This window comes from Streptococcus mitis (genome assembly GCF_003942795.1).
Classification (GTDB): domain Bacteria; phylum Bacillota; class Bacilli; order Lactobacillales; family Streptococcaceae; genus Streptococcus; species Streptococcus mitis_BJ.
Genome location: NZ_RJNY01000008.1, coordinates 51,346 through 71,682, shown reverse-complemented (window position 1 = coordinate 71,682; position 20,337 = coordinate 51,346). Strand labels below are relative to the sequence as shown.

Sequence of the window (20,337 nt, the reverse complement as noted above, 5' to 3'; positions counted from 1 at the left end):
GACATGTGAACGTTAAAATCGAAAGAAGGTCGGAAGTCAAACTTTTTATAAAAATAATAGGAAATCCATTTCTCTTGTGTTTCAAGTTCAATACAAGTACATCCGTTTTTAAAATCTAAAAAAATATAATCATCAGCCCATTATTCTTTTTTCTTAGCTGGTTTCAAACGACGCTTGATCTTCCAGATGCTTGCTCCCATGGCAGGCAGGGTAAAGGTCAAAGTCTGCTCATAATCTTTCCATAAGCCTTCTTGAGTCTGAACTGTTTGATTGTGCTCTTTCCACACACCTCCCCATTCTTCTAGTTCTGTATTCCAAACTTCTTCGTAAATACCTGCAACAGGTAAACCAATCGTAAAGTCCTTACGTTCAACTGGTGCCATATTAAAGACACAGACTAACATTTCGTCCTTCTTGCCCTTGCGAATAAAGGAAAGGACACTCTGATCTCTATTATCAGCATCGATAATCTCGATACCATCATAACTAGTATCAATTTCCCACAGACAGCGATGGTCTTTATAGAATTGATTCAGTTGTGAAGTAAAACGCTTCATCTTGGCATTCATTGGATCTTCTAGATTAGACCATTCCAACTGCTCCTCAGACTTCCATTCTAGGAATTGCCCGTACTCACTACCCATGAACAAGAGTTTCTTACCTGGATGACAAATTTGATAGGTGTAGAGATTACGCAGACCAGCGAACTGATTGTAGCGATCGCCCCACATCTTATGCATCATACTCTTCTTACCATGAACTACTTCATCATGTGAGAAAGGTAAGAGATAGTTTTCATTGAAAACATACATAAAGCTGAAAGTTACAAGATTAAAGTCATACTTGCGATAAATCGGATCTTCCTCGTAGAAACGGAGAATGTCGTTCATCCAGCCCATATTCCATTTATAGTCAAATCCAAGGCCGCCCATTTCTTTCATACCAGTAATCTTTGTCGCTGATGAACTTTCTTCTGCAATCATCATGATATCTGGATGAGCTAGCTTGACAACTGTATTCAACCGTTGAAGGAAATAATAACCCTCGTAATTAAGGTGTCCACCGTCTTTGTTTGGAGTCCAAGGAGCATTATCATAATCTAGATACAGCATATTGCTCACTGCATCGACCCGAATACCATCTAAGTGGTAAAAATCAATCCAAAATTTAATACTTGAAATCAAGAAAGACTGGACCTCATTTTTCCCGAGGTCAAAATTCAGCGCACCCCAACCGTAGTTATGAGCCTTGTTGTGATCTTGGTATTCAAAAGTTGGTGTGCCATCATAATATGCCAAGGCATCATCATTAATAGTGAAATGACCTGGAACCCAGTCTACGATAACACCGATATTATTTATATGACACTCTTCAACGAAATCTTGGAATTCCTCAGGTCTGCCATAGGAATGTTCAAAAGCAAAGTAACCCATAAGTTGATAGCCCCAGCTCAATCCAAGTGGGTGAGCCATTAAAGGCATGAACTCAATATGTGTATAGTTCATTTCAACTAAATAAGGAATCAACTCTTCCTTCAGCTGTGAAAAACTATAGGGACTACCATCTGGATTTCTCTTCCAAGACCCTGCATGGGCTTCATATATATTAACTGGTCTCTCGAAAAATCCCAGACGTTTGCGACGTGCTAGCCAAAGACCATCTTTCCATTTCTTTTCACGGATATTGGTCAGAACTGCCCCTGTACCCGGTCTAGCTTCAAAATAAACTGCCAACGGATCAATCTTCATAATCTGGTGACCATTTGCACGCGTGATATGATATTTATAAATCTGACCTTCCTGAGCCTGACTAGTAAAGACTTCCCAAACACCTGCTTCATTACGAACCATAGGAATTTGATTCTCAACCCAATTAGTAAAATCCCCAACTAGATGAACTGCTTGTGCATTTGGTGCCCAAACCCTAAAGGTATAGCCTATTTCTCCGTTTTTCTCCTCTCTATGCGCTCCTAAATAATGCTGGAGGTGAAAGTTTTCACCTGTAGTAAAGGTTCTTAATGCTTCTTGATTATTCATTCAATCCCCTTTCTTTTGTAAGCGTTTTCTATAATTCTATTATACACTCTTTTAAGATAACTTTCAAGTAATTTACGAAGGAAATCATATTTTTTTATGAAAGCCTTCAAAAAATTTCCTAGCATTTTAAAAAAGATATCCAGAAAATAGAACACGAAACAATTTCCATATATTTTTTTATTATAATACCAGAATATTCGTTTTTTATCAATTTTAAACTGTATTTTTTGAAAAAAATAAAATAATGAAGTTGATTTCCTGATTTTATAGATTATTTCACATCAAAAACAATGGATTTTACATTTGTCATCGCTTCGATACTATATTTAATTCCTTGTACTCCTGCACCAGAACCTTTTACACCAAGGAAAGGGAAATTATCTGGTCCGCGTTGTGTTTTATTATTAATATGAACGGTTCCCACTTCAAGTTTCTCAGCGATTTCAAATGCCTTCTTAAAGTCATTTGTAAAGACAGAGGATTGAAGACCAAACTCAGATTCATTGGCAATTGCTACTGCTTCATTCGCATCTGTGACACGGATAATTGGTAGAACAGGGCCAAACGGTTCTTCCCATGCTACTTTCATATCTTTTGTAACTTGGTCAAAAAGCACTGGCCAGAGAAGATTACCTTCACGCTTGATTGGTGTAAGAGCCCTAGCACCTTTTTCTTGTGCATCTTCGATCAATCCCCAGATGAAATCAGCTGAAGCGTTATCAATAACAGGTGTGATATCTGCATTGTCAAATGGATCACCGACTGTTAGCTTAGCGACTTTAGCCTGGAGCAATTCGGCTAACTTGTCTGCTACGCTTTCTACAACTAAGACACGTTTAATAGCGGTACAACGCTGACCAGAGTAGCTAAATGCACCACCTACGATTTGATTGGCTGCATTTTCCAAATCTGCATCTTCTAAAACGATTGCTGCATCTTTCCCGCCAAGCTCCAGCATAATTGGGCGCATACCGGCTAAACGACCGATACGCTCCCCAATCGGTGTTGAACCTGTAAAGTTAATGAAGTTCACTTCCTTGTGCTCGATGATGTAGTCCCCGATTTCAGAACCACGTCCAGTGATGGTGTTAAAGACACCTGCTGGAATTCCGGCTTCGTCAAATGCTTTAGCTAGCAAGAGAGCAGAAATAGATCCTTGCGTTGGTGGCTTAAACATAACGACATTTCCTGCGATCAGAGCCGGAGCAATCTTGGATCCAGAAAGGTTAACTGGGTAGTTAAATGGCGCGATAGCTAAGACAACTCCAACTGGCTCACGACGGACAACGGCTAGTTTGTTTTTACTTGCAGCTTCAAAACCGCCACCTTCCATTGCTTGTCCAGTAATACGGAGACCTTCCTCAGCAGCAAAACGGATCAAGTCTGCTGTACGTACTACTTCTCCAATGGCTGCTTTAATCCCTTTTGCAATCTCTTTGGCAAGAATTGTACCAATTTTTTCTTTATCACGTTCCAAAATATCTGCTGTCTTATGTAAATAGGCTGCACGCTCAACTGGTGCTAAATCACGCCACGCAGGGAGAGCTGCACGCGCAGCTTTCATAGCCTCATCTACTTCAGCCTGACTCATAGCTGGTACCGTGCCTAGTTTTTCTTGATTGATAGGAGAATAGATCGTAATCTCGTTCTCTGATAATTTCCATTTTCCATTCACTAAATTCTGATAATTTGTCAAATTCTCTTCCTCCTGAAAATGATTAAAACTTATTTTATCAAATTTTCAGAAAATTACAACCCTTTTTGTGGAAATATTGATATTTTTTTCACAAACTTGATTCTTCAAATTATTTGAATTTTATTCCTATTAGATATTGGTTTTTCAATAAAAATCAAAAAAGGTCTAGTTAATCTAAACCTTTTTAGAACATTAATTTACGAGAGTACCTTTAAGACCACGACACTGGTATCATCAATCACATTTGATTCTTTAGAACGACTATTAGATACCAGCATTTCAAGATTTCCTGCATTCTCAAAGTAGAAGGAAGTTCCCTTGGCATTGAATACCACCAATAAGTGCTCTGCTCCACCGTGAATTTCGTAAACAATCCATCCACTATTTTCAGCAGCTGTATGGACGAAGACATGACGATAAACTTCTTCGTATGTAGGATAAGAGAAAGCACGCTTTTGTGTTTTTAGGCGAATAATCTGGCGAATAAATTCAATGCTCTCTTGTCTCTCATTGATTAAATCCCAGTTGACCTGGTTGACACTATCTGGAGCATTGTAGCTGTTCATAGCCCGTTCTCTATCTGCCTCAGTCAGCTCCCCATTTTCACCAGTAGCAAGGAGTTTAGTGCGGCCAAATTCTTGCCCCAACTCTATAAAGGACATTCCTTGCATGAGAATGCTCATCGCTGTTGCCGTCTCAACCTGGCGCATAATCTTATCTGAACTGTGATTTGGATGAAGGGTTACTAACAAATCATGCAAGTTGTAATTATCATGGGCCTCCACATAGTTAAGGACTTGGTTTGGACTAAGATATGAACCCAACTCTCGGCTACCAAGAATAGCTTTGGCTACAATCGGTTCTGTAGCTGCACCGCTAACAAATCCTGCCTTGATTGAGCCATAAACTTCTCCTCCTTTGATGGCATCACGCTGATCATCGTTGAAAAATCCAATATTTGGCATCTGGTAGGCATTATCCTTCTTGGCCTTGTCATAAGGTGCAAGACCTGTCCCCATATCCCAACCTTCTCCATAAGTGAGAATACGCGGGTCGACTTCATCAAGTGCCCAACGAATTGCCTGCATGGTTTTAACATCGTGAATTCCCATCAAGTCGAAACGGAAACCGTCAATATTGTATTCTTTCACCCAATAAAGGAGTGAGTCAACCATATACTTGCGGTACATTTCGTGTTCGCTTGCGGTTTCATTTCCAACACCTGTTCCGTTTTGGAAGGTTCCATCTGGATTCATACGATAGTAATAATCAGGAACGGTTGTTTGGAAAGGTGCATCGACCGTCGAGAAGGTATGGTTGTAAACGACATCCATAATGACACCGATTCCCGCATCATGATAAGCCTGAATCATGGCTTTGAAATCTCGAATAACCTGTCCTGGATCATCTGGATTGCTAGAGAAACTTGGTTCTGGCGCATTGTAGTTTTGAGGGTCATAACCCCAGTTATAGGTTACATTTCCGTCCTCATCATATTCCTTATGACGATCAAAGATTGGTTGGAGCTGAACATAATTACAGCCGAGTTCTTTGATATAGTCAAAGGCTGTTGCTTGACCATACTGGTTAACCGTTCCAGTCTGGGCAGCCCCAAGGAAGGTCCCTCGAAGGTTTTCTGGAACTCCAGATGTCGGCGATTTTGTAAAATCACGAATGTGCATCTCACAGATAACGGCTTTACATGGATTTTCCAAACGCCAAGGAGCGTCTGTCCCATGTTTAACTTCGAATCCTTCTATCTGTCTATCTTGCTGAGAGAGGATGACAGAACGTTTTCCGTCAGGGCTTGTAGCAATGGTGTAAGGATCTCGTGTCAAAGTCTGGTGGTGTGGAAACTCAATCTGATACTGGTAAGCTTTACCTGCAAGATTTTCATCCAGGTCTACACTCCAAACACCAATGGTATTGTACTTATGACTATATGAATAGCTATTCCCACGCTCAAGATTAAAGGTTTTCCAAATCGGCGCGTCGTTACTTGTATTTTCATAAACGACCACTTGGACTGCTGTAGCGGTTGGAGCCCAGAGTTTAAAGCTTGTCTGGTAGTCTGAGATACTATAACCTAACTCTCCTTGGTATCCCCAATGATGATCAAAACTTTCACTGTGAAAGGCTTTATCAAAAGCAAATGGGTTTTGATCTTTATAGCAAGGACTTGCAATGGCTGGATTTTCAGAATAATAAACTGTCTCATCACCATCCAAAATCCAAACCTCAGTCAACAGTGGATAATGGTTAAACCGTAGGAGATAGTCTTTTGTCTTTCCATCGATTTCGACAGAAAAGGTCAGAGTATCGAGCCTTTCTGCACTTGTAACTGTAAAGGAGAATTTTGCTCCAAAATAGTCATTTTCATAATACAAATTTTCTTTAACATCTGCCTGTTTTCTACTGAATGAACAAGCATCATAATCCCCATTTTTTCGGTGAAAATGGATGACTACTGGGTATCTATACATTTCTTTTCCTAATTTCAATTTTAATTTTTTTATGTGGTGCTGAAGAATTTAGCGGGAATTTCAGTACAATAGAGAATAGCATTAATAGATATAAAAATACATCAGGAGAGATAGTTCCAGACTATCTAACATCTAGTTTTCAACTATTCTTTACAAACTTTCTAGCCAGGCCTCATCTCGAATCTCGATACCAAGTTCTTGTGCTTTTTGGAGCTTGCTTCCTGCATCTGCTCCTGCTACGACAAGATTCGTTTTCTTAGATACACTGCCTGTGACCTTGGCACCGAGGCTTTCGAGTTTACTTTTGGCTTCTGAGCGTGTGAGACGTTCCAATTTTCCCGTGAGTACAACTGTCAAACCTGACAAGGCCGCATCTGCCACTACTGTCTGTCCTTTGTAGTCCAGATTGACGCCAGCTTCTTTCAACTCGTCTAAGAGAATCTTCGACCCTTCTGTAGCAAAATAAGTCTGAAGACTTTGAGCAATCACACTACCCAAGCTCTCGATACTTGCTACTTCCTCAGGATCTGCTTGGGCTAGATTTTCAATAGAGTGGAAATGTTGGAGCAAGAGTTGGCTAGCCTTGCTTCCGACATGGCGAATTCCCAGACCAAACAAGAGCTTTTCAGCAGAGTTTTCCTTGGATGCTTGAATGGCCTGATACAGTTTAGAAGCAGATTTTTCCTTGAAACCTTCTAAAAGGAGGAAATCGTCTTCTTTCAAACGGTAAATATCTGCCACATCCTTGACTAGATTGGCAGCAAAAAGCTTTTCGACGATAGATGGACCAAGTCCTGTAATATTCATGGAATCTCGAGAGGCAAAGTGAATCAAACCTTCCATGATTTGGGCAGGACAGCGAGGATTGATACAACGAAGAGCCACTTCATCTTCAAAATGAAGCAATTGACTGTCACAACTCGGACAGTTAGTCGGAATATCTAGTTTTTCTTCAGAAACACGTTTAGACTCTACCACACGCAAAACAGCAGGGATGATATCTCCAGCCTTATAAACGATTACCGTATCATCTTTTCGGATATCCTTTTCAGCGATATAATCTACATTATGCAATGTTGCACGGCTAACAGTTGTCCCAGCAAGCTGAACAGGTGTTAGATTGGCAGTGGGAGTCACAACACCCGTACGACCTACTGTCCAGTCAACTGAAAGGAGCTGGGCTTCTTTTTCTTCAGCGGGAAATTTATAGGCGATTGCCCACTTGGGCGCTTTAACAGTAAAGCCGAGTTCTTCTTGACCTGCTAGGTCGTTGACCTTGATTACCACTCCATCAATATCGTAAGGCAGTTTCTCCCGTTCTTGTCCTACTTCTTGGATGAAATCCCATATCTCATCTATGCTTTTAGCCAATATTCGTTTAGGATTAACTACAAAACCAAGCTGTTCAAGATGCTTCAAGACCTTTTCTTGGCTATCACGAGTAGAAGGGCTGGCTTCTTGATAGAGGAAAGTCGCAAGATTACGCTTGGCCACTACTGCTGTATCCAACTGACGGAGGGTTCCTGCAGCTGCGTTACGAGGATTGGCAAATTCAGGCTCACCATTTTCTTGGCGGGCTTGGTTGACCTGATCAAAGGAAGCGCGTGGCATGTAACACTCTCCACGAACAGTGATATCAAGTTCTTCTGGCAAGGTCAAAGGAATGTCCTTGACACGCTTGAGGTTCTCTGTGATATTTTCACCAACAGAACCATCCCCACGTGTCGCACCGACTACCAAAATTCCCTTTTCATACGTAAGCGAGATAGACAAACCATCGATTTTCAGTTCGCAAATATAGGTCGGTTGGGGTAATTCCTTTCGAACACGCGCATCAAAAGCTTCTAACTCTTCACGTGAAAAAGCATCCTGCAAACTATAAAGAGGATACTGATGACTGTATTTTTCAAAACCATCTAAAACCTTACCACCAACACGGTGGGTCGGACTGTCCGCTAAAACTTGATCTGGATAGGCAACTTCCAACTCAACTAACTCTCGGTAGAGACGATCATACTCGCTATCTGACACTGAGGGATTGTCACTCGTATAGTACTCGGTCGCATAGCGATTGAGCAAGGCAACTAACTCATTCATTCTTTCATTCATAAAACTATTCTACCATAAATCAAGCCCTCCTCACAATAGAGAAGGGCTGAAAAATGGTTCGTAGTGTAATATTTTCTTAAAAAGAGAAATTATAACTCTTTTTTAAAATGACTTCGCACATAAACGAGGGAGAAACAAGACAGGGCAATAACCCCGCTTCCAATTATCAGAAAAGAAGAGAGATGAACACTTGGCAGCACCGTCATAAAGCCTTTTGCAATCGGCATAAATAGGATGGCTAAGGTAAAAATGGTACTTAGCACTCTCCCCAAGTATTCCCCCTCAACCTTGGTTTGCACCTGAGTAAAAAAGTGAATATTAAATATCGTCATAAACAGTTCACAAACTAAATTCCCAGAAAAGGAAAGAAAAGTTGGCAGTGGTAATCCCATCATAAAAACTCCAACTCCAGTCAAAGCCAATAGAATCAAAAGATTATAAACACTTGCCTTTATTTTACTAGCTAGAAGAGCCCCGATAATCGAACCAATAGCGCCCATAGTCAAAATACTCGCATAGGCCCCTTCTACCCCATAAAGACGATTTGAAAAGGGGAGGAGAAATTCAAAAGCTGCAAAAAAGAAATTAACACTGGAAGCCACTAACAAAAGAAAAAAGATCTCTTGCTGGTGCCAGATATAGCCAAGTCCTTCTTTCATATCAGCAAAAATATTTTTCCATCTGAAAGTCTTTCCCTCTTGCTCCTGAGTTTCTTTTTGGGGGAGAAAAGCTATTAAGGTAAATGCGATGAAAAAACTAATGGCATCTAAAACAAGTGTCATATGGAGACTAGCAAATTGTAAAACGATGAAAGAAAGTACAGGGGAGCTAACACCTACAACCTGCAAAACGAGCTCTAAGCGAGCATTATAGGTCACAATCTCGTCTTTCTCTACAACCTCAGTTATAATGGCTTTATTAGCTGTACGAGAAAATGCAAAGGCAACCGCCTGAACAATATTGGCAAAAATCAAGGCAGCAATCATCAAGCTATCATTTCTGATGAAAGAAATAGCTAAACAGAGAAGGCCACAAATCAAGTCTGTCGTCATCAAAATTTTGCGACGCGAAAAGCGATCTGAAATCACTCCGCCAAAGGGATTGACCAGAATCGATGTGACGAGTTCAGAAATCTGATAAATCCCAAGAACAGTCTGTCCTATCGTCCCCATTGATGCCAACCAAACACTATTTCCATAGTCATAGAGCATATTCCCTATCTTATTAATAGCCCCACGACTAATCAACTGGATTGCATGTCGATTCATATAAAAAGCTCCTCTCAAATTTTGAAACTATTGTATCAAAACTGAAAGGAGTCTCTTTATTTTTCCCTTATTTGGGAAATTTAAGCATTTACAAATCTTTCATAATGTTCCTGATAGTAAGCCACTTGCTCTGGAAGTCCAAGCACATCAAAAATATGCATAGCCTCCTGCATCTGACAACAACCCTCTTCTTTCAGGTCTCTCTGGTAGAGAGCAAAACCTTTGAGATAATGAAAGATATTGCGCTCATAAAGCTTGATACCATTTCCAATCAACTTCTCCACATAGCCCTCAAAATAGTCCGCATCCGCAAAGGAACGGTTCTCCAAACAATGCTGGTAACAGTTAAGAGCTAAAATCAAAACGAGTTTTCGATGGCGACCAATTTCTTTATAGTACTCCTCTCGTTCCATGACTTCTCTGCCAATCCGAGCCACATAGTCCACATTGTAGAAAGTATAGAGATTACCGAAAAGAATCAACTCATACATGGTCCATTCTTCTGTTTGGAAAAGATAATCCGCCACCTTATCCAAATCACTCTGTTCCATACTGTAACTAGTATCTCTTTGACAAATAAGGCCTTGTAGCAGAATCCAATTCAGCTCAAAATAGAGGGGATTGGTCGAACTCTTCGCTTTCTTGAGCTGTTCCTTTTGAAGCTTTTGAAAACCTGCAATATCATTTGAGTAGTAAAGCGGAATAATCTGCGCCATCAAGGCAACATGTTCATGATTTTGAAAATCCCTAGCCTTGTCCATGAAATTTTCAATAGTCACATGAATATTGTCCAAAATCTCAAAGAAACGGGAAACTGCTAGGTCAGACTCCCCAAGCTCGAAGCGAGATAACTGAGAGGTTGAACATGATTCACCTGCCGCCTCTTTCAAGGAGTACTTCCCACTTGTTCGAAATTCACGAAATACCTTTCCAAGATGTTCCATTTCTTACACCTGCTCCGATAATTCTTCCCACTCAAGCATAGCTTCTTCCTGACGCTGGCTAATCTTATCAAGTTTTGCTTGTAATTCCATGAGCTTTTCAGCATCGTTGATTTCCAGCATTTGTTCAGAAATGGCTTGACTTTGAGTTTCTAACTCTTCAATTTCAGCTTCCAAACTCTCGATTTGTCGCATGAGTTTGCGAACTTCTTTTTGACTTTCTTTCTGGGCTTGGTAGTCATTGACTGGGCTCGGTTCTTTTGCTTGATTGCTAGTTGAAGCTTCCTCAGTTTGAATCATTTCTACTTCTGCTTTCTTATCAACATAGTAGTCATAATCTCCAAGGTAGAGGGTTGAGCCACTCTCAGACAATTCCAAAACGTGAGTGGCCACACGATTGATAAAGTAACGGTCGTGACTGACAAAGAGCAAGGTCCCATCAAAGTCAATCAAGGCATTTTCCAAGACTTCCTTGCTATCAATATCCAAGTGGTTGGTTGGCTCGTCAAGGATCAGGAAGTTGTTGTTTTCCATAGACAATTTAGCCAAAAGTAAACGAGCTTTCTCGCCACCTGACAGCATGCCAACTGATTTTTTAACATCATCACCAGAGAAGAGGAAGGCACCAAGGCGGTTGCGGATTTCAACTTCTGGTGTCAGTTTAAAATCATTCCAAAGTTCATCCAGAACAGTATTACTTGCTGTTAGCTTACTTTGAGTCTGATCATAGTAGCCAACCTCAACATTGGCACCAAAACGCTTCTCTCCTTTGATGAAGGGAATCTGATCCACAATAGACTTGATAAAGGTTGACTTCCCAATGCCGTTTGGTCCGACAATCGCAACAGCGTTCATCTTACGAAGGTCTAGGTTGATAGGCTCTGACAATATTTCCCCATCATAGCCAATAGCCGCATTTTCAACAGTCAGGACAACATTGCCCGATGTTTTTTCCGACTGGAAGGTCATATTGGCTGATTTCTTGCCATCTTCCGGCTTGTCCAAACGCTCCATTTTTTCTAGTTGTTTACGGCGAGATTGAGCACGTTTGGTCGTTGAAGCTCGGACTAGATTGCGATTGACAAAGTCTTCTAGAGCCGCAATTTCCTTCTGTTGCTTTTCATAGTTTTTTGCCTCAGTAGCTAGCTTTTGCTCCTTTAACTCAACAAAACGAGAGTAATTGCCTACATAACGATCCAAGGAATGCTTGGTCAAATCGAGTGTAACCGTCGCAACCTTGTCCAAAAAGTAACGGTCGTGACTGACAATAATAAGTGCACCACTATAGTTCACCAAGTAATTCTCTAGCCAGGCTATTGTTTCGATATCCAAGTGGTTGGTTGGTTCGTCCAAGGCCAAGAGATTTGGCTTTTCAAGGAGCATTTTAGCCAGTGCAAGACGAGTATTTTGACCACCTGAAAGCTCGGCAATTTTCATCTGCCACATAGACTCGTCAAACTTGAATCCATTTAAAATCGCGCGGATATCAGCTTCGTAGGTAAAGCCACCAGCCTGACGGAAATTCTCTGATAAACGATCATAATCCGCCATCAGTTTATCTAGATCTTCACCAAACTTTTCACCCATCTCCAACTCCATCTGACGCAGTTGTTTCTCCGTACGGCGTAGATCATCAAAGACATGGAGCATTTCATCATAAATGGTATTTTCAGACTCAAAACGGCTATCTTGGGCTAGGTAAGACAGAGAGATATCTTTTTTCTTATTGATTTCTCCACTAGTTGGCTCCTCTTCTCCAACCAAAATCTTCAAAAGAGTAGACTTACCCGCTCCATTTTTCCCAACAAGAGCAATTCGATCTCGTTCATCAACTTGCAGATTGATATGTTCAAAAAGAACCTCTCCAGCAAAAGATCGTTCAATTTTATTGGCTTGTAAAATAATCATACATCTATTTTACTATCTTTTTCTCTTTTGCACAATTGCAATGAAAAAAGTTCGAGTCATAAACCCGAACTTTTTTTCTTAGTATCCAATGCCTCCACGGAATGTGCGAGCCATATCACTCAATTCATAGTTTTTAGAAGAGGTGTCGATGGTCCATTTACCATCTTTCTTAGTCATTTTAATTTCATAACCCTCTTTTTTCATGTTATCACTAGTGTCTAGTGGAGTTGAATCAAATTGACTTGGAGCATTTTCTAAAATGTATTTCTCACCAGCTTTCATAGCTTCTGAGTAGTTGCTATATTTGCCCTTGTTCTCTTCATAGAACTTACGGCTCAATTCATGAACATCTAAGTTATCCAAGTCGATTGTTTCTGGTCTAACATAGACAATAGCATAATCTGGCAAGTATGTCTTCACTTTGTAATCAACTTTTGCTCTCTTAGCATTTGCTTTGATGTAGGCATCTGCGAATGTTCTAAGTTCTGAATCAGACGGTTTGTAGTTATAGAAGCCTTTTCCGAATGATTCTGTAAATTTCTTGATAAACTCTTCTTTATCAGCTTTCGCATCATTTGTGAATTCAGCACTATTATCGGAAGATTTTTTATCATCAGCAAGCGCCACAACTTGCGACTTATTATCAGTAGCACTTAGGTTCGTTCCACCGCCAGAACTTTCCCCATTAAGGTAAACAGCATCGACATATTTTTTCATTACATCTTTCGCTTCATCAATATGATCTTCATACTGACTTGGATCCACCTTGATTGCTACATCGTTATTCTTTTTAGAATTTTCTTTGATGTCATCGTAAAAGCTAGGTGCGAAGTGGAGTTCATACTTAGCGTTCTTGTCGACTTCATACACTACATAACCAGCAACGCTCTTTCCTTTAGAAAGACTGTCTCCATATGACATAAACTTGGTTTTACTGTCGCTTTCGTAGATTTGAATTGGTTGTAATTTTTCATCTTTTTCATTATAAAGCGTAATATCTTGGCTAGTAAAACTAAACTGTTTATCACGATTGTTCTTGATTTCGACTTGAAGTGCAAGGTAGCTTGAAGATGAATCTTCATCTTTAGGCAATACAAACATACCGTCTTTTACTGAAACTTCAAAGTTTGAGTTCGAGGCAGTACCATTGTCGCTTGCTTTTTTAGAAGCTCCACAGGCAACAAGTGCTAAAGCTGATAAAAGCAAGGCAGAATGCTTAAGAATTTTTTTCATTTTGATACATTAAAGGATTCTTTATAATATAAAAAGAATAGAATATAACAATATTTTTGATTTTTTTCTTCAACAAACCTACAAAATGAATTATAAACTTTCATGTTATAAAGGATCTAATAATTAATTTTTATCTCTAACTTAGTATAAGTTAGCATGGTACCCACCATTTTCCCGCTAAAGTGCATAAGTAAATTTCCTACATTTTAAGTTATGCTAACGTTTTACTAAAATATCAAATCGTGATATAATGAAAGCGATTAAAGCAATAGATAAAGGAGATACTCTATGACTTACCAAGAAAATTATCAAAAATGGGTCGATTTTGCCGACCTTCCCGACTATCTTCGTCAAGATTTAGAAAACATGGACGAAAAAACAAAAGAAGATGCTTTCTACACCAATCTTGAATTTGGTACTGCAGGTATGCGCGGCTTGATCGGTGCAGGTACAAACCGCATCAACATCTATGTTGTTCGTCAAGCAACTGAAGGTTTGGCTCGTTTGATTGAGTCAAAAGGTGGAAATGAAAAAGAATGTGGTGTGGCAATTGCCTACGATAGCCGTCACTTCTCACCTGAGTTTGCCTTTGAATCTGCTGCAGTTCTTGCTAAACATGGTATCAAATCTTACGTATTTGAAAGCCTTCGTCCAACTCCAGAACTGTCATTTGCAGTTCGTCACCTCAACTGTTTCGCAGGTATCATGATTACTGCCAGTCACAACCCTGCACCATTTAACGGTTACAAGGTTTACGGTAAAGACGGTGGGCAAATGCCTCCACATGACGCGGACGCTTTGACTACTTATATCCGTGGAATCGAAAATCCATTCGCTGTCGAAGTTGCTGATGTAGAAGCTGAAAAAGCTTCTGGCTTGATTGAAGTTATTGGCGAAGCTGTCGATGTGGAATACCTCAAAGAAGTTAAAGATGTAAACATCAACCCAACCTTGATTGAAGAGTTTGGTAAAGACATGAAGATTGTCTACACACCACTTCATGGTACTGGTGAAATGTTGGCTCGCCGTGCTCTTGCCCAAGCAGGATTTGACTCAGTTCAAGTCGTTGAAGCTCAAGCAACTCCAGACCCAGACTTCTCAACTGTAAAATCTCCAAACCCAGAAAACCAAGCAGCCTTCGCCCTTGCTGAAGAACTCGGCCGTCAAGTTGGTGCTGATGTTCTTGTGGCAACCGACCCAGACGCTGACCGTGTTGGTGTTGAAGTTCTTCAAAAAGATGGGAGCTACCTCAACCTTTCAGGTAACCAAATCGGTGCTATCATGGCTAAATACATCTTGGAAGCTCATAAGAGTGCTGGAACTCTTCCTGAAAATGCTGCTCTCTGCAAATCCATCGTATCAACTGACTTGGTAACGAAAATTGCTGAAAGCTACGGCGCAACTATGTTCAATGTCTTGACTGGTTTCAAATTTATCGCTGAAAAAATCCAAGAATTCGAAGAAAAACACAATCACACTTACATGATGGGATTTGAAGAAAGCTTCGGTTACTTGATTAAACCATTCGTACGTGATAAAGATGCCATCCAAGCCGTTCTTGTCGTTGCTGAACTTGCTGCCTACTACCGTTCACGTGGTTTGACACTTGCTGACGGTATCGAAGAAATCTACAAAGAGTACGGTTACTACGCTGAAAAGACTATTTCTGTTACCCTTTCTGGTGTTGATGGTGCCGAACAAATCAAAGCGATTATGGCTAAATTCCGTAACGATGCTCCAAAAGAATGGAACTCAACAGCTATCACTGTCGTAGAAGACTTCAAGGCTCAAACTGCTACTGCTGCTGATGGTACTGTGACAACTTTGACTACTCCTCCAAGTGATGTGTTGAAATATACACTTGCTGACGGTTCATGGATTGCAGTTCGCCCTTCAGGTACAGAACCAAAAATCAAGTTCTACATTGCCGTTGTGGGTGAAAGCAACGAAGAATCACAAGCTAAGATTGCTAACATCGAAGCAGAAATCAATGCGTTTGTGAAATAACACTCTATAAAGATGAGATAAACTAGTCTCATCTTTTTTTCGTATCAAATCTAAGCAATTTTAGGAACTTTGTGGCATACTAGACATATCAATGAAAGCGAGGTAAACTCATGGAACAATTTTTAGAAAATATTAAAGATCTTGAAGTCACAACTGTTTCCCGTGCTCAAAAAGCACTTGATAAGAAAGAAACTGCAACCTTCTTCATCGGTCGTAAAACTTGCCCTTACTGCCGTAAATTTGCTGGCACTTTGGCTGGTGTCGTAGCTGAAACCAAAGCCCACATCTACTTTATCAACAGTGAAGAACCAAGCCAACTCAATGAGTTGCAAGAATTCCGCTCACGCTATGGAATCCCAACCGTACCAGGCTTTGTCCACATTGCAGATGGCCAGATCAAGGTCCGTTGCGACTCTTCCATGTCCGCACAAGAAATCAAGGACTTTGCTGGATTGTAAAAAATATAAAAAAAGAAGGCACTCGCCTTCTTTTTTATATCTCTGTCAGTGGTGTTGCTGTATCTGGGGAGGTGTCGTAAACTTTAAAGTCTACTCCTACTCCCAAATCAGCTTGTGCTAGCTGGTTGACCATGGTCATATGAGCCAGCTCCTTGATATTGTTCTCTTTGGACAAATGCCCAAGGTAGATTTTCTTGGTTCGATTTCCCATTGCACGAATCATGGCCTCAGCACCATCTTCGTTAGAAAGGTGACCGAGATCTGATAGGATTCGCTGTTTTAGACGCCAAGCGTAAGATCCTGATCGCAAAATCTCTACGTCGTGGTTGGACTCGATGAGATAACCGTCTGCATTTTCGACAATTCCTGCCATTCTATCACTAACATAGCCTGTATCGGTCAACATGACGAAGCTCTTGTCGTCTTTCATAAAGCGGTAAAACTGTGGTGCTGCTGCATCATGGCTAACCCCAAAACTCTCAATGTCGATATCACCAAAGGTTTTGGTTTTACCCATTTCAAAAATATGCTTCTGCGATGAATCCACCTTGCCAAGATACTTGCTATTTTCCATAGCCTGCCAAGTCTTTTCATTGGCGTAAAGGTCCATACCATATTTGCGAGCCAATACACCAACTCCATGAATATGATCTGAATGTTCATGCGTAATCAAAATCGCATCCAAATCTTCAGGTTTGCGATTGATTTCGCTCAAAAGACTGGTGATTTTCTTACCAGACAAGCCTGCATCCACTAAGATTTTCTTTTTTGGCGTTTCCAGATAAAAGGAATTTCCACTGGAACCTGATGCTAAAATACTGTATTTAAAGCCTTTTTCACTCATTCTAGTCTTCTATTTCGTCCTCCCATATTTCTTCTTTTACGGCATCCTTATCATAAGGGAGCACTATGGTAAAGGTTGAGCCCTTACCGTATTCGCTTTTTGCCCAAATAAAACCATTGTGTTGTTTGATGATTTCTTTCGCGATAGCCAGACCCAGACCAGTTCCACCCTGAGCACGACTTCTTGCGCGATCCACACGGTAAAAGCGGTCAAAAATCCTAGGCAAATCTTGTTTTGGAATCCCAAGACCTTGGTCAGAAATTGATAAGATCATCTGGTCATCCGTGGTTTTCATGCTGACCGTAATCTTCCCACCATCTGGGGAATACTTGATGGCATTGTTAAGAATATTATCAATCACCTGGGTCATCTTATCCGTATCAATCTCAATCCAAACTGAAGTTATTGGATAATCTCTCACTAGCTCATATTTTTTCTCTTCATCCTGATTTCTCATCTTATCAAAACGGTTGAGGATAAAGGTGATAAAGGCTGTAAAGTTAATCAACTCTATATCCAGTTTACTAGTCGCATTGTCAATACGAGAGAGATGCAAGAGGTCTGTCACCATACGCATCATACGGTTGGTTTCATCGAGTGAAACCTTGATAAAATCAGGAGCAACAGGATCATACAGGGCTCCCTCGTCCAAGGCTTCGAGATAAGATTTAACACTGGTCAAAGGAGTACGCAACTCATGACTGACGTTCGAAACAAAGAGTCTCCGCTCACGCTCTTCCTTCTCCTGCTCGGTCGTATCATGCAAAACGGCAACCAAACCAGAGATGAACCCAGACTCGCGGCGGACAAGGGCAAAACGTACACGAAGGCTCAAATATTCACCATTAGCATCCTGAGAATCAATCGTCAACTCAGGAATCTGTGTAATCAGATCACGCAGCTCATACTCATCTTCTATCTTTAGTAATTCAAGAATGCTTTTATTAAGAACCTCTTCTTTCTGCACACCTAGCTGTTTTTTTGCCATATCGTTGATCATAGTAATCTGGCCACGGCGATTGGTCGCAAGGACACCATCTGTCATATAGGAAAGAATGCTATGCAACCTCTTACTCTCTTGTTCCAGATTTTCTTGGGTCAAACGAATAACTTCTGACAAATCATTCAGATTATTGGTGATGTTGGTGATCTCTGTACTACCTTGCAAGTCCAAAACTTGAGAATAATCACCTGCAATTAAGTCCTTAACCTTCTGATTTATCTCTTTTAACCGGATGTTATCCCGACGGTTTTCCAGCAAGAGCAAGGTCACCACTAGGATAAAGCCAAGTAAAATCAGGATAAAGATAAAATCACTGGTCAGAATAGTTTGTCTAATATCTTCAATCATTATTTTTCATATAGTAGCCAACACCACGACGTGTGAGGATATACTCTGGACGGCTTGGTGTGTCTTCAATTTTTTCACGCAAACGTCGGATAGTCACGTCCACCGTACGAACATCACCAAAATAGTCATACCCCCAAACAGTCTCAAGCAAGTGTTCACGCGTAATCACTTGTCCAATATGAGAGGCCAAGTGATACAAGAGTTCAAACTCACGGTGGGTCAAATCTAATTCCTCACCATATTTCTTAGCCACGTAAGCATCTGGAACGATTTCCAAATCACCAATTTGTAAGGGCTGCGTCTTCTTCTCATCAGACTCTTGGCTATCTACTGAAGCAAGATCTGTACGACGAAGTAAAGCTTTCACACGGGCTTGCAACTCACGGTTTGAGAAGGGTTTTGTAACATAATCATCTGCACCTAACTCTAAACCAATAACCTTGTCAAACTCACTATCCTTAGCTGAGAGCATGATAATCGGCACACTGCTAGTCTTACGAATAGCTTTAGCAACTTCTAAACCATCGATTTCCGGGAGCATCAAGTCTAGAATAATAATATCTGGTTGCTCTGCTTCAAATAGCTCGATTGCCTCACGACCATTAAATGCGGTTACAACTTCGTAACCTTCCTTGGTCATATTAAACTTAATAATATCCGAGATTGGTTTCTCATCATCTACAATTAATATTTTTTTCATTTTATCACCTTTTCTCTATCTATTATAACAAAAAAATACAAAGAAGGCACAAATGGCTACTGTAAGTCTTCATCTTCAAGAGCTGTTTTATAAGCCTGCCAAATCTTTTGTTGAGGCTTCGCAAGTGGATAATCAGAAAACTCCTGAGGAGAAATCCAACGAACTTCTCTGTCAGAAAACTGTTTCAAATCTGTCACTTGACCTGCTAGGATTTGAATATGCCATTTCCGATGACTAAATACATGCTTTACCTGGTCAAATACTTGCTGGGACCAATTAACTTCTAAATCATAATCCTGTTCAAAGTTTTCTTGAGGACTTGGTCCAAAAGCTCTACTTTCCTCTTTGACTTGTGAAAAGAGATCTAGTTGATTATCGTCGCTAGAGAAATCGTCAACTTCAATCAGTGGGAAATGCCAAAAACCGGCTAACAGTTTCTCACTTTCATTTTTCTCAAGAAGATATTGACCACGGTCATTGCGCACAACCAAAGCCTTGAGATAGATTGTAAGAGGCTTTTTCTTGGGTTCTTTAATCGGATATACATCCATAGTTCCATTCTGATACGCCGCACTAAAGTCCTTAACAGGGCTTTCTTCTGGTCTAGGATTAACTGGCGCCTCTATGTCAGAACCTAAATCCATCAGAGCTTGGTTAAAGTCTCCTGGCCGTTCTGGGTCAATCAATATTTCCATCATGGCTTGGAAAATCTTTCGATTGCTGGGAACTCCGATATCATGATTAACCTCAAACAAGCGTGCCAAAACTCGCATGACATTGCCATCAACCGCTGGCTCAGGCAAGTTAAAAGCAATACTGGAAATAGCTCCCGCGGTGTAAGGGCCAATCCCTTTTAAACTAGAAATTCCTTCATGGGTGTTTGGGAATCGACCACCAAAGTCAGCCATAATCTGCTGGGCTGCAGCCTGCATATTGCGCACTCGAGAATAATAGCCTAATCCCTCCCAAGCCTTCAACAAACGCTCTTCAGGGGCATTCGCCAAACTTTCTACTGTTGAAAACCAGTCCAAGAATCGTTCGTAGTATGGAATAACTGTATCCACTCTGGTCTGCTGGAGCATGATTTCAGATACCCAGATGTGATAAGGATTTTTACTTCTCCGCCAAGGTAAATCTCGCTTGTTTTCATCATACCAGTTGAGGAGTTTCTCACGAAAGGAAATAATCTTCTCCTCTGGCCACATGTCAACACCGTATTCTTTCAAATCTAACATATATCTAGTATAACATACAAGCTTCTAACTGTCCTTTTCTTAGCGCTAAAAAGCCTCTTCCCAAAGGA

Annotated in this window: 14 protein-coding genes; 2 read left to right on the top strand and 12 right to left on the bottom strand. The window is 40.6% G+C overall.

Features of this window, described 5'->3' with window-relative positions:
• Positions 1-140 precede the first annotated feature (140 nt).
• The 8 genes from glgB to D8847_RS05075 form a co-directional block, all read right to left on the bottom strand.
• Complete coding sequence (gene glgB, locus D8847_RS05110; RefSeq protein ID WP_125840845.1) at positions 141-2,036, bottom strand: 1,4-alpha-glucan branching protein GlgB; 1,896 nt, start codon at positions 2,034-2,036, stop codon at positions 141-143.
• A gap of 271 nt (positions 2,037-2,307) precedes the next feature.
• The gene (locus D8847_RS05105; RefSeq protein ID WP_125840844.1) at positions 2,308-3,732 is read right to left on the bottom strand and encodes an NADP-dependent glyceraldehyde-3-phosphate dehydrogenase; all 1,425 of its coding nucleotides are present in this window, start codon (positions 3,730-3,732) and stop codon (positions 2,308-2,310) included.
• A gap of 197 nt (positions 3,733-3,929) precedes the next feature.
• Positions 3,930-6,215 carry a type I pullulanase gene (pulA, locus tag D8847_RS05100; protein WP_125840843.1) on the bottom strand — a complete coding sequence of 762 codons (2,286 nt, stop codon included), beginning with the start codon at positions 6,213-6,215 and terminating at the stop codon, positions 3,930-3,932.
• Between the two features lie 150 nt (positions 6,216-6,365).
• Positions 6,366-8,324: an NAD-dependent DNA ligase LigA gene (gene ligA / locus D8847_RS05095; protein ID WP_125840842.1), complete on the bottom strand. Its 1,959-nt coding sequence runs from the start codon at positions 8,322-8,324 to the stop codon at positions 6,366-6,368.
• Between the two features lie 89 nt (positions 8,325-8,413).
• Positions 8,414-9,592: an MFS transporter gene (locus D8847_RS05090; RefSeq protein ID WP_125840841.1), complete on the bottom strand. Its 1,179-nt coding sequence runs from the start codon at positions 9,590-9,592 to the stop codon at positions 8,414-8,416.
• An 80-nt stretch (positions 9,593-9,672) separates the two neighbouring features.
• Complete coding sequence (locus D8847_RS05085) at positions 9,673-10,536, bottom strand: XRE/MutR family transcriptional regulator (RefSeq protein WP_125840840.1); 864 nt, start codon at positions 10,534-10,536, stop codon at positions 9,673-9,675.
• Positions 10,537-10,539: 3 nt separating this feature from the next.
• Positions 10,540-12,441 (bottom strand): ABC-F family ATP-binding cassette domain-containing protein, encoded by a 1,902-nt coding sequence (locus D8847_RS05080; protein ID WP_125840839.1) that lies wholly within the window; start codon positions 12,439-12,441, stop codon positions 10,540-10,542.
• 78 nt (positions 12,442-12,519) lie between these two features.
• Positions 12,520-13,674 (bottom strand): DUF4352 domain-containing protein, encoded by a 1,155-nt coding sequence (locus D8847_RS05075; RefSeq protein ID WP_125840838.1) that lies wholly within the window; start codon positions 13,672-13,674, stop codon positions 12,520-12,522.
• A 288-nt stretch (positions 13,675-13,962) separates the two neighbouring features.
• Here D8847_RS05075 and D8847_RS05070 point away from each other — a divergent pair, with 288 nt between their 5' ends.
• Both D8847_RS05070 and D8847_RS05065 read left to right on the top strand, forming a co-directional pair.
• Positions 13,963-15,681, top strand: a complete 1,719-nt coding sequence (locus tag D8847_RS05070) for a phospho-sugar mutase (RefSeq protein ID WP_125840837.1) — start codon at positions 13,963-13,965, stop codon at positions 15,679-15,681.
• 110 nt (positions 15,682-15,791) lie between these two features.
• Positions 15,792-16,139, top strand: a complete 348-nt coding sequence (locus D8847_RS05065; protein WP_125840836.1) for a PedC/BrcD family bacteriocin maturation disulfide isomerase — start codon at positions 15,792-15,794, stop codon at positions 16,137-16,139.
• A gap of 34 nt (positions 16,140-16,173) precedes the next feature.
• Here the strand turns inward: D8847_RS05065 and D8847_RS05060 are convergent, their stop codons facing one another.
• Genes D8847_RS05060 through mutY form a run of 4 tightly spaced genes read right to left on the bottom strand, consistent with a single transcriptional unit; the run spans position 16,174 to position 20,269 of the window.
• Positions 16,174-16,983 (bottom strand): MBL fold metallo-hydrolase, encoded by an 810-nt coding sequence (locus D8847_RS05060; protein ID WP_001290611.1) that lies wholly within the window; start codon positions 16,981-16,983, stop codon positions 16,174-16,176.
• A 1-nt stretch (position 16,984) separates the two neighbouring features.
• Complete coding sequence (vicK, locus tag D8847_RS05055; protein WP_125840835.1) at positions 16,985-18,334, bottom strand: cell wall metabolism sensor histidine kinase VicK; 1,350 nt, start codon at positions 18,332-18,334, stop codon at positions 16,985-16,987.
• Positions 18,327-19,034, bottom strand: a complete 708-nt coding sequence (gene yycF, locus D8847_RS05050; protein ID WP_000722062.1) for a response regulator YycF — start codon at positions 19,032-19,034, stop codon at positions 18,327-18,329. Before yycF ends, vicK begins: the two co-directional genes overlap by 8 nt.
• A gap of 56 nt (positions 19,035-19,090) precedes the next feature.
• On the bottom strand, positions 19,091-20,269 hold the full coding sequence (mutY, locus tag D8847_RS05045) for an A/G-specific adenine glycosylase (protein WP_125840834.1): 1,179 nt from the start codon (positions 20,267-20,269) through the stop codon (positions 19,091-19,093).
• Positions 20,270-20,337 lie beyond the last annotated feature (68 nt).